The following is a 15505-nucleotide window of genomic DNA, read 5'->3' as shown; positions in this document are numbered from 1 at the left end:
GCTTAACAAACCGCCAGTGTGCAACTTTTATTGATTTGGTCACCGATTAATCATTCGGTGGATGCGAAGTGAAATTATCGCCACGCAAACGGTTTCGTCCGAGGGAAGGATTCTCTATAATATGCGCGTTTCCCCCCTGTTGTGCCCAATGGCTGTATTGCAGCCAGTGCATCGAAGACGAGAGAACTTTAGATTATGGAAATACTGCGTGGTTCACCTGCTTTATCGGCTTTTCGTATTAATAAATTGCTGGTCCGCTGCAAAGAGCACCTTTTGCCGGTCAGCGATATCTATGCTGAATACGTACATTTCGCCGATGTCAGCACTCCGCTGAACAATGATGAACAGGCCAAACTGACACGTTTGCTGAAGTATGGTCCTTCTCTCGCGGAGCACGAGCCGCAAGGTCATCTGTTACTGGTGACGCCACGTCCCGGCACCATTTCACCGTGGTCTTCCAAAGCGACGGATATCGCCCATAACTGTGGATTAAGCAAAGTACTGCGTCTGGAACGCGGTCTGGCTTTCTATATTCATGCGCCAACGCTGAACGATGAGCAGTGGCAGCAACTGGGGGCACTGCTGCATGACCGGATGATGGAAAGCGTATTTAGCGACCTGAAACAGGCTGCAGCCCTGTTCTCTCATCATCAGCCAGCACCTTTCAAGCGCATCGAAATTCTGCTGCAAGGGCGTCAGGCATTGGAAGAAGCGAACGTCCGTCTGGGGCTGGCATTGGCGGAAGATGAAATCGATTATCTGCTGGAAGCCTTCAACAATCTGGGCCGTAACCCAACCGATATCGAACTGTATATGTTCGCACAGGCGAACTCTGAGCACTGCCGCCACAAGATTTTTAACGCGGATTGGGTGATCGACGGCGTAACTCAGCCGAAATCACTGTTCAAAATGATCAAAAACACCTTTGAACACACACCCGATCACGTTCTCTCTGCCTATAAAGACAACGCCGCCGTTATGGAAGGCTCCGCTGTCGGCCGTTTCTATACCGATGCCAACGGACAATATGATTACCATCAGGAAGACGCACATATCCTGATGAAGGTTGAAACGCATAACCACCCAACCGCGATTTCACCGTGGCCGGGCGCAGCAACAGGGTCTGGCGGTGAAATCCGTGACGAAGGCGCGACAGGCCGTGGCTCCAAACCGAAAGCGGGTCTGGTGGGCTTTTCCGTATCGAACCTGCGTATTCCTGGCTTTATCCAACCGTGGGAAGAGGAGTTCGGCAAGCCAGATCGCATTGTCAGCGCGCTGGATATCATGACCGAAGGCCCATTGGGCGGCGCGGCATTCAACAACGAATTCGGCCGTCCTGCACTGACTGGCTATTTCCGTACTTATGAAGAGCGTGTCGATAGCCACAATGGCGAAGAGCTGCGCGGTTATCATAAACCGATCATGCTGGCAGGCGGCATTGGTAACATCCGTGGCGATCATGTCAAAAAAGGCGAAATTATCGTCGGGGCCAAACTGATTGTGCTGGGCGGACCGTCCATGAATATCGGTCTGGGCGGCGGCGCGGCCTCTTCCATGGCATCGGGTCAGTCCGATGCGGATCTGGATTTTGCTTCTGTGCAGCGCGATAACCCAGAAATGGAGCGTCGCTGTCAGGAAGTGATCGACCGCTGCTGGCAATTAGGCGAAGCCAACCCGATCCTGTTCATCCACGATGTTGGGGCGGGCGGTTTGTCTAACGCTATGCCGGAACTGGTGAGTGACGGTGGTCGCGGTGGTCGCTTTGAACTGCGCGATATTCTGAACGACGAACCGGGCATGAGCCCGCTGGAAGTCTGGTGTAACGAATCGCAGGAACGCTACGTTCTGGCGGTTGCCCCTGAACAACTGGCACAGTTTGATGAGATTTGCCGCCGTGAGCGCGCACCTTATGCGGTGATTGGTGAAGCGACGGAAGAGCTGCATCTGACGATGAACGATCGTCACTTCAACAACCAACCTATCGATTTACCGCTGGATGTGCTGCTGGGTAAAACGCCGAAGATGCTGCGTGACGTTGAGCGCAAACAGGTAGAGGGTACGCCGCTACAGCGTGACGACATCTATCTGGCTGAAGCGGTCGAGCGCGTGCTGCACTTGCCAGTCGTTGCGGAAAAAACCTTCCTGATCACTATTGGTGACCGTTCTGTCACCGGTATGGTGGCGCGCGATCAGATGGTCGGGCCATGGCAGGTGCCGGTGGCTGACTGTGCTGTGACCACCGCCAGCCTCGACAGCTATTACGGCGAAGCGATGTCTATCGGCGAACGTGCGCCTGTCGCGCTGCGTAACTTCGCAGCCTCCGCGCGTTTGGCCGTGGGTGAAGCGCTGACTAACATTGCTGCTACGCACATTGGCCCGCTGACCCGCGTGAAGCTGTCTGCGAACTGGATGGCCGCAGCAGGGCATCCCGGCGAAGATGCTGGACTGTACGATGCGGTTAAAGCCGTGGGTGAGGAGCTGTGTCCGGCGTTGGGTCTGACGATCCCGGTGGGTAAAGACTCCATGTCGATGAAAACCCGCTGGCAGGAAGAAGGCGAAGATCGCGCGGTCACCTCGCCGATGTCGCTGGTGATTTCTGCGTTTGCTCGTGTGGAAGACGTGCGTAACACGGTAACGCCACAACTGCGCACCGGGCAGGATAATGCGCTACTGCTGATCGATCTGGGTGCAGGCAATAAAGCGCTGGGCGCAACGGCGCTGGCACAGGTTTATCGCCAGTTGGGCCGTAAAACGGCAGATGTTCATAGTCCAGAGCAGTTGGCAGGTTTCTTTAATGCTATCCAAGAGTTGGTCGCAGCTAAGGCGCTCTTGGCCTACCACGATCGTTCAGACGGTGGCTTGATTGTGACGCTGGCGGAGATGGCATTTGCTGGCCACTGCGGCGTCACTGTTGATATCGCGTCTCAGGGCGAGGATACGCTGGCGACGCTGTTTAACGAAGAGTTGGGTGCCGTTATTCAGATTCCGGCCGCGCGTCGTGCCGAAGTGGACGCTATTCTGGCGCTGCATGGCTTGGCAGATTGTGTGCATTATCTCGGTCAGGCTGAGGAAGGAACGCGTTTCACCATCAATCAGGGTGCAGAAGCGGTTTATCAGGAAAGCCGTTCGACGTTGCGCCGCTGGTGGGCTGAAACCAGCTGGCAGATGCAGCGCCTGCGCGATAATCCACAGTGTGCCGATCAGGAACACATCGCCAGACAGGATGATAACGATCCCGGTCTGAATGTATCGCTGACCTTCGATCCGAAGGAAGATATTGCCGCACCTTACATTGCTAAGAACGTCCGGCCTAAAGTGGCTGTCCTGCGTGAGCAGGGTGTGAACTCCCACGTAGAAATGGCGGCGGCGTTCCACCGTGCAGGCTTTGATGCCATCGACATCCATATGAGCGACCTGCTGGCAAATCGCCGTAACTTGCAGGATTTCCAAGCGCTGGTTGCCTGTGGTGGTTTCTCTTATGGTGACGTGCTGGGCGCGGGTGAGGGCTGGGCTAAATCCATTCTGTTCAACGCTCGCGTGCGTGATGAATTTGCTGAATTCTTCCTGCGTCCACAGACGCTGGCGCTGGGCGTATGTAACGGCTGCCAGATGATGTCGAACTTGCGTGAGCTGATTCCGGGAGCCGATCTCTGGCCGCGTTTTGTCCGCAATAAATCCGATCGCTTTGAAGCGCGCTTCAGTCTGGTCGAAGTGGATAAAAGCCCGTCGCTGTTCATGAACGACATGGCAGGGTCACGTATGCCGATTGCTGTTTCACACGGCGAAGGGCAAGTTGAAGTCCGCGACGATGCGCATTTAGCGGCGATTGAAGAGCACGGTCTGGTCGCGTTGCGTTATATCAACCACTACGGACAGGTAACCGAAAACTATCCGGCTAACCCAAATGGCTCGTCAAACGGTATTACGGCGGTAACCAGCACCAGCGGCCGTGCAACCGTTATGATGCCACACCCTGAGCGCGTGTTCCGCACCGTCAGTAACTCCTGGCACCCAGAAGAATGGGGCGAGGATGGCCCGTGGATGCGTATGTTCCGCAACGCACGCAGACAGCTGGGCTGAGCTAACGTCAGTTAGGGAAAGGGGCTTCGGCCTAATACTGATCACTTAAGCCTCATTTTAGGAGAAACACGGGGATGAGGTTCCCGTAGGGACACCTCGCCCCGTGGTCGCTCCGTGTATCTCGGTTTTTAAACGATCGGCATTAGGGGCTTCGGCCCCTTTTTTACGTCTGTTTTCTCGGTTTGTCGTTTTTTTGCGACGGACTGGTTTTTCGCTGTCTCTAATTAGTGACATTTAAATGATTGATTTATATAGATAGCGTAATGATGTCATAAAGCTGTCTGTTTTTAGCGACATAAATCGTCTCTTTTACGCGTATTTTCGTTATTTGGATTCTGGTTAATGTGTTTTCTGGTGATTTTTAAAGTAAAAATCATTATTAATTAGTGTGTTATTTTTTATTTTTTGATGTTGGCATGATACGTGCATTTTAATCAGTGTTGCTCATTCAACTGGTTATGATTGCGTTGCTAACTGGCAAATATTTTCGCTCATAACATCTGGAATGATGCCAAAAGAAAGGGTGCCTATCGTCCACCAGACCGATAACAGGGCGTGAAAACGAACTTTATCAAGCATCGGACGACACGTTGAGTGAGGCACCGCCTATTCAGTTACGCGGCCAGAGGGAGCGATTCTTCTGGCCGCGTGATGCTTTCTTACCCGTCACATCCTCTCCAGTGAATCCCCCTGATTGTTTTCTACAGTGTCACTTTCTACAGCGTTACTTTCTACAGTGTTACATCGGTATTCATTCCGTATTGCGAAGTATTGCGCATGCCGTAAGGGAAAACGTTGAACTTTTATAAGACTCAGTTAGCATCAAAGCGGATTCGATAGGTAACGAGATGATTTCTTTGAAACGATGGCGTTTATTCCCGCGTTCCCTGCGGCAATTAGTAATTATGGCGTTCTTGCTGGTGTTGCTGCCGCTGTTGGTGCTGGCTTATCAGGCTTATCAAAGCCTGAACATGCTGAGCGAACAGGCTGCAGATATTAACCGGACAACGCTGACGGATGCCCGCCGCAGTGAGGCGATGACCAGCGTCGCGTTGGCGATGGAGCGTAGCTATCGGCAATACTGCGTATTGGACGATCAGACGCTGGCGACGCTCTATCAGAACCAGCGTAAACAGTATTCGCAAATGCTGGACTCTCACGCGCAGGTGCTGCCCGATCCCCGTTATTACCAGACGCTACGTCAACTCCTTACTCAACTCAGCGAAATACGCTGCCATAACAGCGGCCCGGAACAAACGGCATCCAGCCTGCTAGAAGGGTTCTCCCGTGCCAACGGGCAGATGGTGCAGGTGACGCGTGACGTCGTTTTCTCCCGTGGGCAACAGCTCCAGCAGGCTATTTCTGAACGCGGCCAGTTCTTTGGCTGGCAGGCGCTACTGTTATTCCTGGTCAGCGTACTGCTGGTGGTTCTCTTTACGCGGATGATTATCGGCCCAGTTAATGGCGTAGAGAGGATGATTAATCGCCTTGGGGAAGGGCGCTCGTTGGGTAACACCAGTACCTTCAAAGGGCCGCGTGAGATTCGGACGCTGGCGCAGCGCATTATTTGGCTGAGCGAGCGCCTGTCGTGGCTGGAGTCGCAGCGGCATGAATTCTTGCGCCATATTTCCCACGAACTCAAGACACCGCTGGCTAGCCTGCGGGAAGGGACCGAACTGTTGGCGGATGAGGTCGTCGGCCCGCTGACTGCCGATCAGAAAGAGGTGGTTGATATCCTCGATAGTAGCAGCCGCCACCTGCTGCAACTGATCGATCAACTGCTCGACTATAACCGCAAGCTGGCGGATACACCGACCGAACTGGAGCGGGTTGAAATCGAAGAGATCGTCGATATTGTTGTTTCATCCCACAGTCTGCCTGCCCGTGCCAAAATGATTCACACCGATGTGACGCTGGCCGTCGAACACTGTTGGGCGGAGACGACGTTGTTAATGCGAGTGATTGATAATCTCTATTCCAATGCGGTGCACTACGGTAAGGAATCCGGTAACATTTGGGTTTATAGCCGTCAGGTTGGCAATCGCGTTCAGATTGATGTCGCAAACAGTGGTACGCCCATTCCTGATGCAGAACGAGGCATGATTTTCGAGCCCTTTTATCAGGGAAGCCATCAGCGCCGTGGCGCAGTAAAAGGAAGTGGGTTGGGGCTGAGTATTGCACGTGATTGCATTCGTCGTATGCGTGGTGAGCTTAGCCTAATTACCGTGGATTATGCTGATGTGTGTTTCCGCATCGAGTTGCCCTTATTGCCTGATAACGAATAGTCCGAGAATAAATAAATTCCGAGAATGAATAGATAATGAATATAGGATTTATGAAGGGATGGTTTGCAAATAGAGGGTTTTACCGTCTGTTGAAAACGGTGGTGACGTCGTCGCCGCTCGTTTTGGCTGCGTGTAATAGCCATGTGAACAGCGGCACTGCGTTGCTAGAAGCAGAAGCAATACCGCCGAAAGAGCAGGTTGCCGATTTCCGTATCGCACAATGCGAGCATCTCTGGCAGATAGACGATCGTGAATCCATGAACAACGCGCTGTACTGGCTACGGGCGATGGACTGTGCTGGGCGTTTGACACAATTTCAGGCCCGTGAGGAAGCCGGACAGATTGCGGGTGACGGATGGGAGAGCGTGTTTAAGCAGGGCATTTTGTTGGATAACGCCGGTATTACCCAGGCTGAGCGGCGTCAGGTGTTGGCACAGATCAATTTATATCGTCTGGCTTTCCCTGCGGCACTGCGTCCACTGATGCAAACCTGGCGTGACAGGCAAACGCTGTTTCTGGCGCTATCGGATGAACGTCTGCGCTATAAGCGTTTACAGGAATCCAGCGACAAGCAGCTAGATGCGTTACGAGTGCAACAAAGTCACCTGCAATACCAGTTAGAAACAACCACACAGAAACTGGAAAATCTGACGGATATTGAGCGTCAACTGTCGTCCCGTAAGCAATTGTCGGGAGAGATGCCAGATAATGATGCTGAGCGTCGCAGTGGTGCGGGTACGAATAGAGACGGCTCGCGTAATTCGGCAACGAAATCTAGAAATGAATCCGTGGATGCGGATGACACCTACACGCCGCCGACCAAGAAGGAGTCAACAAGACAATGACAGCCAGAAAAACGGCGAGTTTATTGCTCGTGGATGATGACCCTAGCCTGCTAAAACTACTGGGAATGCGTCTGACCAGCGAGGGATTTAGCGTGATGACGGCGGAGAGTGGCCAAGAGGCACTGCGTCTGTTAACGCGTGAGACATTCGATCTGGTTATCAGCGATCTTCGTATGGACGAGATGGATGGCATGGCGCTGTTTTCCGAAATCCAGCGTTATCAGCCAGGTATGCCGGTGATCATTTTGACCGCTCACGGCTCTATTCCCGATGCGGTTGCGGCGACGCAGCAAGGGGTATTCAGTTTCCTCACGAAGCCCGTTGATCGCGATGCGCTCTACAAAGCGATAGATGACGCGATGGCGCTGTCTGCGCCAGCGGGTGATGAAAGCTGGCGTGAAACGATCGTAACGCGCAGCCCAATCATGCTGCGCCTGCTGGAGCAGGCCAGAATGGTCGCACAGTCGGACGTCAGTGTACTGATTAATGGCCAGAGCGGAACCGGGAAAGAGGTGCTGGCTCAGGCTATTCATGCGGCAAGCCCGCGAGCGAAAAAAGCCTTTATCGCGATTAACTGCGGTGCGCTGCCAGAGCCACTGTTGGAGTCGGAGCTGTTCGGTCATGCGAAAGGGGCTTTTACTGGTGCTGTCAGCAGCCGTGAAGGGCTTTTTCAAGCAGCGGAAGGCGGTACGCTGTTTTTAGATGAAATCGGCGATATGCCGCTGTCTTTGCAGGTTAAGCTGTTGCGCGTTTTGCAGGAGCGAAAAGTCCGTCCGCTGGGGAGTAACCGCGATCTGGACATTGATGTGCGGATTATTTCCGCCACGCACCGTGATTTACCGAAGGCGATGGAAAAAAACGAATTCCGCGAGGATTTGTATTATCGGCTCAACGTGGTGAATATGAAGCTGCCAGCGCTGCATGAACGCGCTGAAGATATCCCGATGCTGGCAAACCATCTGCTGCGCGAATCAGCCAATCGTCACAAGCCTTTTGTGCGCACCTTTTCAACCGATGCGATGAAGCGTTTGATGACGGCGAGCTGGCCGGGTAACGTGCGCCAACTGGTGAATGTCATCGAACAATGTGTGGCGCTGACCAGCGCACCAGTGATCAGTGGCGCGTTAGTTGAACAGGCGCTAGAAGGTGAAAATACCGCGTTGCCGACGTTTGTTGAAGCGCGTCATCAGTTTGAGCTTAACTATTTGCGAAAATTATTACAGATCGCAAAAGGTAACGTGACGCAGGCTGCACGAATGGCTGGGCGTAATCGAACGGAGTTTTATAAACTGCTGGGCCGCCACGAGTTGGATGCCAACGATTTTAAAGACTAGCGCTGAGAGAACAGGCAGTGTGATGCGAGGTGGGTAAGAGCTCAACTCACAAACAGCGTAAAGTATGACGGATATAGATTGTCTGCCTGAGTTCTGACATGCTGTTTACTCGCTGATGCTCGGCTTTGGCCGCAACATAGATAACACAAAGGTTCCTCCATGAAGAAAATTGATGCGATTATTAAGCCGTTCAAACTGGACGATGTGCGTGAAGCGTTAGCTGAAGTGGGCATCACAGGGATGACGGTAACGGAAGTGAAAGGCTTTGGTCGTCAGAAAGGCCACACAGAGCTGTATCGTGGCGCAGAATACATGGTCGATTTTCTGCCGAAAGTAAAAATCGAAATTGTTGTATCAGATGATATCGTCGATACCTGTGTTGAAACCATCACGCAGACCGCGCAGACGGGTAAAATCGGCGACGGCAAAATCTTTGTCTTTGATGTGGCACGCGTTGTCCGTATTCGTACCGGTGAAGAGGACGAGGAAGCGATTTAATCGTTTCGCCCACTCTGTCAATACCGCTGCATACTCTAAATAATTCGAGTTTCAGGAAGCCAGCCCTCATCAGGCTGGCTTCTATACATTTACTTCCCTTTAGGCGCTGTCGGAACCCAACCCGCCAATACCTTATCTGCGGTATATTCAGCCGCTTCCGCCTCGCTCAACTGACGGCGCTGATCGTTTTTCTCTGTGCCTGTGCCACTGGATTTATACTCGAAAAAGCGCGAGTCCTGCGGATGGAACCAGATTTTCTCACCTTGTTTATCTTTGCCTGACATTTTGTCCCAGCCATAGATGTGGTCATCCATGCTGGTGTTCAGGAAGACAGTCTGGCCGATAGCATTAGGATCGGCATAGCGACCATCTTCAAAGGTGGTCGTTGGGTGCCAAGGGCGGCCCAGGCCGTAGCTTTTCGCCGGAACGTCTTTCTCTTTAATCACCCTGCTATTGATAATGACCAAACCATATTTTTGTTTAATGTCGGTGCTGGGGGCGGTGAGATAGCCAAGCGGCTGATCTTTCACATCGGTACGGTTACGCGCGACGATATCGCAATCGTCAAACAGCGCAGTACCGTTGCCAAAGATGAAATCAACGGTGCCGCTGATACGGCATTTTGAGAAGAAGCTGCGTCCACCTTTCACATATAACGTATCCTGATAGCCTGTCAGGCTGACATCATGGAACCACGCACGATCGCTATTTTCGGCAACTAATAATGCAACGGCCTGCGAGTCTTTTAATTTGGTTGGATCCTCATCAGCTTTTGCCTGATTGGCCGGGTAATCGAAATCGTTGCTAATGGTCAGTGAACGGGCGCTGAAATCGGGGGCATCGACTTTCACCGTGTTGCTGCCATAGGTTCCCCATTTGCTGCCATCTGGTTTGAGCATCCCAGCGGCGGTGGTTGCGGTGATCACGGTGCCGTCACGGCTTTCGCCCTGGAGATGAATGTTGGGACGCGTAACGGTGAGACGTTCGTGGTATACGCCATTTTTCACATAGATAACAAACGGAGAACTGTCTGCCGGGGCACTGGCGATAGCTTCAGTAATGGTTTTGTAGGCTTTGGCGTCCGTTACATTAGCGGAAACCAGCGCATTGTAGTCGGCTGCCTGCGCTAACGCCCAGGGTGAGGAAATTAACATGGCTAAGGTCAGCGTCTTGCCGAGATGTGAAGCATTTATCATGTCCAGAGTCCTGTAATCGGTAAGGGAAAGAGGAAGGTCTATAACGCGCGGCTACGTTACGCCGCGCGTGGTTCTGTCTTATTGTTTTTGCCTGACAGATGACTACTTGTGCTTGCTGGCCGTTTTTTCCGCCAGCGACGCTAAAGCGGGTTCCTGCCGAATGGCGTCAGCGACAATTCCGGCCACGGCAATCGCGCCTTTTTTCTGAAAATGAGTGGTATCCGGCTTGCTCAGGCTACCTAGTTGATCGTGATAAAAAGGGTATTGTTTGGGATCGATCGCCAGCCAGTATTGTTTCCAATGATCGCTGTTGCCCTGATTCGCCAGCGCGATAGTGGCAGGCTCAACGTCCAGTAAAATCACCTTGTTATCCGTTGCTGTGTTTTTGATCGTCTGGCTGTAATCACCGATGAAGGCATAACCCTTTTCTGAATTTTGCTTGGTGAAGTGGCTATGTACGGCCGGTGTACCCTCTTTGCCTTCAGCCGTTTTGACTCGGGTGGTTGGGGTCAGCAGAACCGGCGTGAGTTTGTGCTGACGGGCAAAGGCGACATAGCGTTCCAGCGATGTCTGGAATGACATATCGGCTTTCCCCTGCGGTGCCTGTTTTTTCCCTGCGGCATCGTTTGGATAAGTGCAGAGGTTAGCGACATCAGCAGGGCCGCGTACCGCTTTCGCCCCGTTGCAGTTTTGATCGTTGTGTCCCATCTGAATAAACAGGAAGTCACCTTCTTTCATCAGGGGCTGCATCTGGCGGAACCAGCCTTCGTAAAAGTAGTCGCGTGAGCTACGGCCTGAACGTGCGCCATTGACGACTTTTACGCCGCTGTTTTTACTGAACTGTTGTTCAAAAACCTGTCCCCATCCCATGCGTGGGAAGCGCCCCTTTTCATAGGTGGCTGCGGTTGAGTCGCCGACGATGAAAATGCGGGTTTGCGCTTTCTGAATCGCATCCAGATTCTGGCGGGCAGACCGATAATCCAATGGTTCATAGTCGCCTTTATCGTTCAGGCCAACAATCGGGTGAAATGCGCTATCAGTCAGCACCGCGTGGCCGGAGTAGCCCGTATTGTTGTGATAATTGCGGTTATGGTTAATAACGCTGACGATTTTGGTGACAGCTTCCTGCTGAGTGGCGGGGTAGGTCAGAGGGTCGAAGCGCGTGGGGGCGTTGATGCCTACCTGCTTCAACGCGCCATTAAAGCCAGCATGAAAATCAGCGTAGGCTTTTTTCCATGCTGTGGTGTTCAGTTTTGGTGATGTTGTGTCGTCCGTTAACTGCTGTGGACCAATGTAGCCTGATGCCACCGCGATATCTGAAGTAATGCGGTCGGTCAGCGGATTGATATTAGCGATATTTTCTTTGCCGTCATGCAGTGAAGGAGCGACAGCGGACAGACAAATTGCCCGAGAAATATTATTCAGCAGGCAGTTATTACCACCGGATTCGATGGCTAAAAGACGTAACGGTGGCGTGAGGCCAGAGATATCAAGATGATACTTTCCTTGCTCATCGGTCTGTGTCTGCCGTTTCTGGCCCTGTTGATCTCTAATAATGATGGTGGCGGGCAGATGAATATCCCGTGCGGTGACACTACCGGATAACCCGGTTTTCTCACCTAGCGTTGTACCTGACAGTAATTTAACGCTCTCTGGCGCGGCGGTCTGGTGCGCAGCGGCGGGAGTTTTAGCGTGTACCAGTGTGAAAGGGGCGGAAAGTATCAGAGCTAAAGCTACACTTTCTGAAAAACGTTTTGCCATGGTTAGACATATCCCTTGTTGGTTAATCGAAAACGGTTAATGAACCCAAGCGTTATCAAAGGAAGATCGCTGTTTTTTATCGTTCTTGTCACGACCTTTAGAGAAAACGTCTGGGGCTTTCATTGTGCACCCAAGCCGATTCAAGGGCGATGCCTAAACGCAGGTTCTTGTGGTGAAATGACAATTCATTAAAAGTGAAATGTTATTTTAATAATGCGTGATTTTTTGTGACCCAGCTCTTTTTTAGCGGAGCACTGCCGTATTGGCATATAGATTTGTGATCAATAAGGTGTTTTATACCCGTCATATTTCAAGCTGCTTGTGCGTTGGCTGCCTTTACTCACCCCAGTCACTTACCTGAGTAAGCTCCTGGGGATTAATGAGCCTCATAAATGAGACTCACCCTTCGGGCCAGCGCAGTTGCCGCGTTACAAGGCCATAAATGGGCCTTGCCCTAAAGGGTCAACGCAGAGCGTTGTTCAAAACGCTAACGTTTTGTCACGCAACTTGAATTATTTAGGGTATATGTTGGTGGTTTTCTGAAAGATGAAAAAAGGCCGCATAAGCGACCTTTGGGTTTCATCCGTCACCAATGAGGGTTAGACGACTTTATGTGGACCAAAACATTCGTAATGTAGCTGCTCTGCGGGAATGCCCATTGCCAGCAGTTGCTGTGCGACAAACTGCATGAAAACCACGGGGCCACACAGGTAATAGTGCATATCGGGCGTGGTTAATTCGCCTTTTAGCGAGGCCAACTGCATCAGTCCGCTGTGATGATAATCTTCACCCAGACGGTCGGCTTGTTGCGGTTCCCGATACCAGATGTGGTGATCGAAATGCCGCAGCGCCTGCCCCGTTTGTTCAATTTCATCAGCAAACGCGTGTGCTGTGCCGTTTTCTGCCGCGTGCAGCCATAGCACCTTCGCCTGATGAGCCTGTTGTTTTAGCGTATGCAGCATGCCGAGCATGGGGGTCTGCCCCACGCCGCCTGAAATCAAGGCAACCGGTGTGTCGGTTGGAATATCAAGGAAGAAGTCGCCGTGCGGAGCCGCCAGATGAACAATATCGCCTTCGCGAGCGGTATCATGCAGATAGCCGGAAACGGTGCCTTGTGCTTCACGTTTAACCGCAATCCGGTAGGATTTCCCATTCGGCGCATGAGTCAGCGAGTATTGGCGAATTTCCTGATTGGCAAAACTGTCATGCTTGATATAAATCGCCAGATACTGGCCCGGCTGAAAATCTGCAATAGGTTGGCCATCGGTGGGTTCCAGAGTGAAGCTGGTAATCACGGAACTTTGTAGCTGCTTGTTCACAATACGGAAAGGCCGCACGCCACTCCAGCCGCCGTTTTTCGTTTCGGTGCTGCGATAGATATCGTCCTCGCGCTGGATGAAAACGTTCGCCAGCACGCCATAGGCTTTACCCCAGGCATCCAGCACTTCTTGCCCTGGGCTAAACATTTCGTCCAGCGTGGCCAATAAGTGATTACCCACGATCTGATACTGATCTGCCTGAATGTTAAAACTGGTATGTTTCTGGGCTATGCGCTCAACCGCAGGCAGCAGCGCAGCCAGGTTTTCAATATTCGTCGCATAAGCACAAATGGCATTGAACAGTGCTTCCCGCTGATCGCCATTGCGCTGGTTGCTCATGTTAAAGATATCTTTGAGCTCAGGGTTATGTGTAAACATGCGATCGTAAAAATGTGCGGTTAGTTTCGGGCCGGTTTCCGCCAGCAGAGGAATGGTCGATTTAACGATGGCGATAGTGTGGTTATCCAGCATGGTGACTCCTTATTTATTGGCATATTTTATAAGTTGTATTTTATATGCATCTTATTGGGTTTGTCCGTCGCTGTAAATTACCTTTTTGGTGGTGGGGGTTTGTAGAGTGAGCCTGAGGGAATAACATGAAGAAATAGCAGGTTGAGAATGAAGAAAAATCTGCTTGCCGCCACGCGGTTTATATTTGCTGAAGCCTTGCGCTGCCTATAGCTAATCGTTTGCGTAAAAACCTCTGTCAAGACCTATCTTCATTAGGGAGAAACGGTTTACACTATACGCTATTCCCCAAAAGGGTAGCCCAATTCCCAAATGGGCCATTAATTCCCAGTATATTTATGTTAGCTGAGTCAGGAGATCCGGATGTTAAAGCGTGAAATGAACATTGCCGATTATGATGCCGACCTGTGGCAAGCAATGGAGCAAGAAGTGGTGCGTCAGGAAGAGCATATTGAACTGATTGCGTCAGAAAACTATACCAGCCCACGCGTGATGCAGGCTCAAGGTTCTCAGCTGACGAACAAGTATGCTGAAGGCTATCCGGGCAAACGTTACTACGGCGGCTGTGAGTATGTTGACATCGTTGAGCAACTGGCGATCGATCGTGCGAAAGCGCTGTTCGGTGCAGATTACGCCAACGTGCAGCCGCACTCCGGCTCTCAGGCTAACTTCGCTGTTTACACCGCGCTGCTGCAGCCGGGCGACACCATTCTGGGTATGAACCTGGCACACGGTGGTCACCTGACGCATGGTTCTCCGGTTAACCTGTCCGGTAAACTGTATAAAGTCATCCCTTACGGCATCGACGAAAGCGGTAAAATCGACTACGACGAAATGGCTGAACTGGCGCGTACGCACCAGCCAAAAATGATTGTCGGCGGTTTCTCTGCCTACTCTGGCGTGGTTGACTGGGCGAAAATGCGTGAAATCGCTGACAGCATCGGTGCTTATCTGTTTGTCGATATGGCGCACGTTGCGGGTCTGATTGCCGCAGATGTTTACCCTAACCCGGTTCCTCATGCTCATATCGTGACCACGACTACGCACAAAACGCTTGCTGGCCCACGCGGTGGCCTGATTCTGGCGAAAGGCGGCGACGAAGATCTGTATAAAAAGCTGAACTCCGCTGTTTTCCCTGGCGGTCAGGGTGGCCCGTTGATGCACGTTATCGCGGGTAAAGCGGTTGCACTGAAAGAAGCGATGGAACCTGAGTTCAAAGTCTATCAGCAGCAGGTTGCGAAAAACGCCAAAGCAATGGTAGAAGTCTTCCTGTCACGTGGCTTCAACGTGGTTTCTGGTGCGACCAGCAACCATCTGTTCCTGCTGGATCTGGTCAGCAAAAACCTGACGGGTAAAGAAGCCGATGCAGCACTGGGTCGTGCGAACATTACCGTGAACAAAAACAGCGTGCCTAACGATCCGAAGAGCCCGTTCGTGACTTCCGGTATCCGTATCGGTACGCCAGCGGCAACGCGTCGTGGCTTTAAAGAAGCGGAAGTACGTGAACTGGCTGGCTGGATCTGTGATGTGTTAGATAACATCAGCGACGAAGCGACCATTGAACGCGTGAAGCAAAAAGTTCTGGATATCTGCGCCCGCTTCCCGGTTTACGCATAATTCGGCATTTTTCTCTGACATCACTGTCGGAACATGTCTCAAACGCCAGCCTGTGTGCTGGCGTTTTTTATGGCGCGCCATCCTTGGCCGCCACCCTGCGGG

General features: G+C 52.0%; 9 protein-coding genes. 6 read left to right on the top strand and 3 right to left on the bottom strand.

The window, feature by feature from the left end; translation table 11 throughout:
• Nucleotides 1-195: 195 nt before the first annotated feature.
• The 5 genes from DCX48_07265 to glnB all read left to right on the top strand — a co-directional run bounded on the left by DCX48_07265 (nucleotide 196) and on the right by glnB (nucleotide 9042).
• On the top strand, nucleotides 196-4080 hold the full coding sequence (locus DCX48_07265; protein ID QXE14332.1) for a phosphoribosylformylglycinamidine synthase: 3885 nt from the start codon (nucleotides 196-198) through the stop codon (nucleotides 4078-4080).
• Nucleotides 4081-4928: 848 nt separating this feature from the next.
• Nucleotides 4929-6365 (top strand): HAMP domain-containing histidine kinase, encoded by a 1437-nt coding sequence (locus DCX48_07260; protein QXE14331.1) that lies wholly within the window; start codon nucleotides 4929-4931, stop codon nucleotides 6363-6365.
• 35 nt (nucleotides 6366-6400) lie between these two features.
• Nucleotides 6401-7210 (top strand): two-component system QseEF-associated lipoprotein QseG, encoded by an 810-nt coding sequence (qseG, locus tag DCX48_07255; protein ID QXE14330.1) that lies wholly within the window; start codon nucleotides 6401-6403, stop codon nucleotides 7208-7210.
• Nucleotides 7207-8544: a two-component system response regulator GlrR gene (gene glrR, locus DCX48_07250; protein ID QXE14329.1), complete on the top strand. Its 1338-nt coding sequence runs from the start codon at nucleotides 7207-7209 to the stop codon at nucleotides 8542-8544. The genes qseG and glrR overlap by 4 nt, the downstream gene beginning before the upstream one ends.
• A gap of 159 nt (nucleotides 8545-8703) precedes the next feature.
• Nucleotides 8704-9042, top strand: a complete 339-nt coding sequence (gene glnB, locus DCX48_07245; protein QXE14328.1) for a nitrogen regulatory protein P-II — start codon at nucleotides 8704-8706, stop codon at nucleotides 9040-9042.
• 89 nt (nucleotides 9043-9131) lie between these two features.
• Here the strand turns inward: glnB and DCX48_07240 are convergent, their stop codons facing one another.
• The 3 genes from DCX48_07240 to hmpA all read right to left on the bottom strand — a co-directional run bounded on the left by DCX48_07240 (nucleotide 9132) and on the right by hmpA (nucleotide 13789).
• Nucleotides 9132-10238 (bottom strand): pectinesterase A, encoded by a 1107-nt coding sequence (locus DCX48_07240; protein QXE14327.1) that lies wholly within the window; start codon nucleotides 10236-10238, stop codon nucleotides 9132-9134.
• A 102-nt stretch (nucleotides 10239-10340) separates the two neighbouring features.
• Entirely contained in the window at nucleotides 10341-11999 is a 1659-nt protein-coding gene (locus DCX48_07235; GenBank protein ID QXE14326.1) for a rhamnogalacturonan acetylesterase, read from the bottom strand.
• Between the two features lie 599 nt (nucleotides 12000-12598).
• Nucleotides 12599-13789: an NO-inducible flavohemoprotein gene (hmpA, locus tag DCX48_07230; protein ID QXE14325.1), complete on the bottom strand. Its 1191-nt coding sequence runs from the start codon at nucleotides 13787-13789 to the stop codon at nucleotides 12599-12601.
• 360 nt (nucleotides 13790-14149) lie between these two features.
• Between hmpA and DCX48_07225 the strand changes: the two genes are divergently transcribed.
• Nucleotides 14150-15403: a serine hydroxymethyltransferase gene (locus DCX48_07225; protein QXE14324.1), complete on the top strand. Its 1254-nt coding sequence runs from the start codon at nucleotides 14150-14152 to the stop codon at nucleotides 15401-15403.
• Nucleotides 15404-15505 lie beyond the last annotated feature (102 nt).

The sequence above is a fragment of the Pectobacterium atrosepticum genome (genome assembly GCA_019056595.1).
GTDB lineage: Bacteria > Pseudomonadota > Gammaproteobacteria > Enterobacterales > Enterobacteriaceae > Pectobacterium > Pectobacterium atrosepticum.
This window is presented reverse-complemented; position numbering and strand designations above follow the sequence as displayed.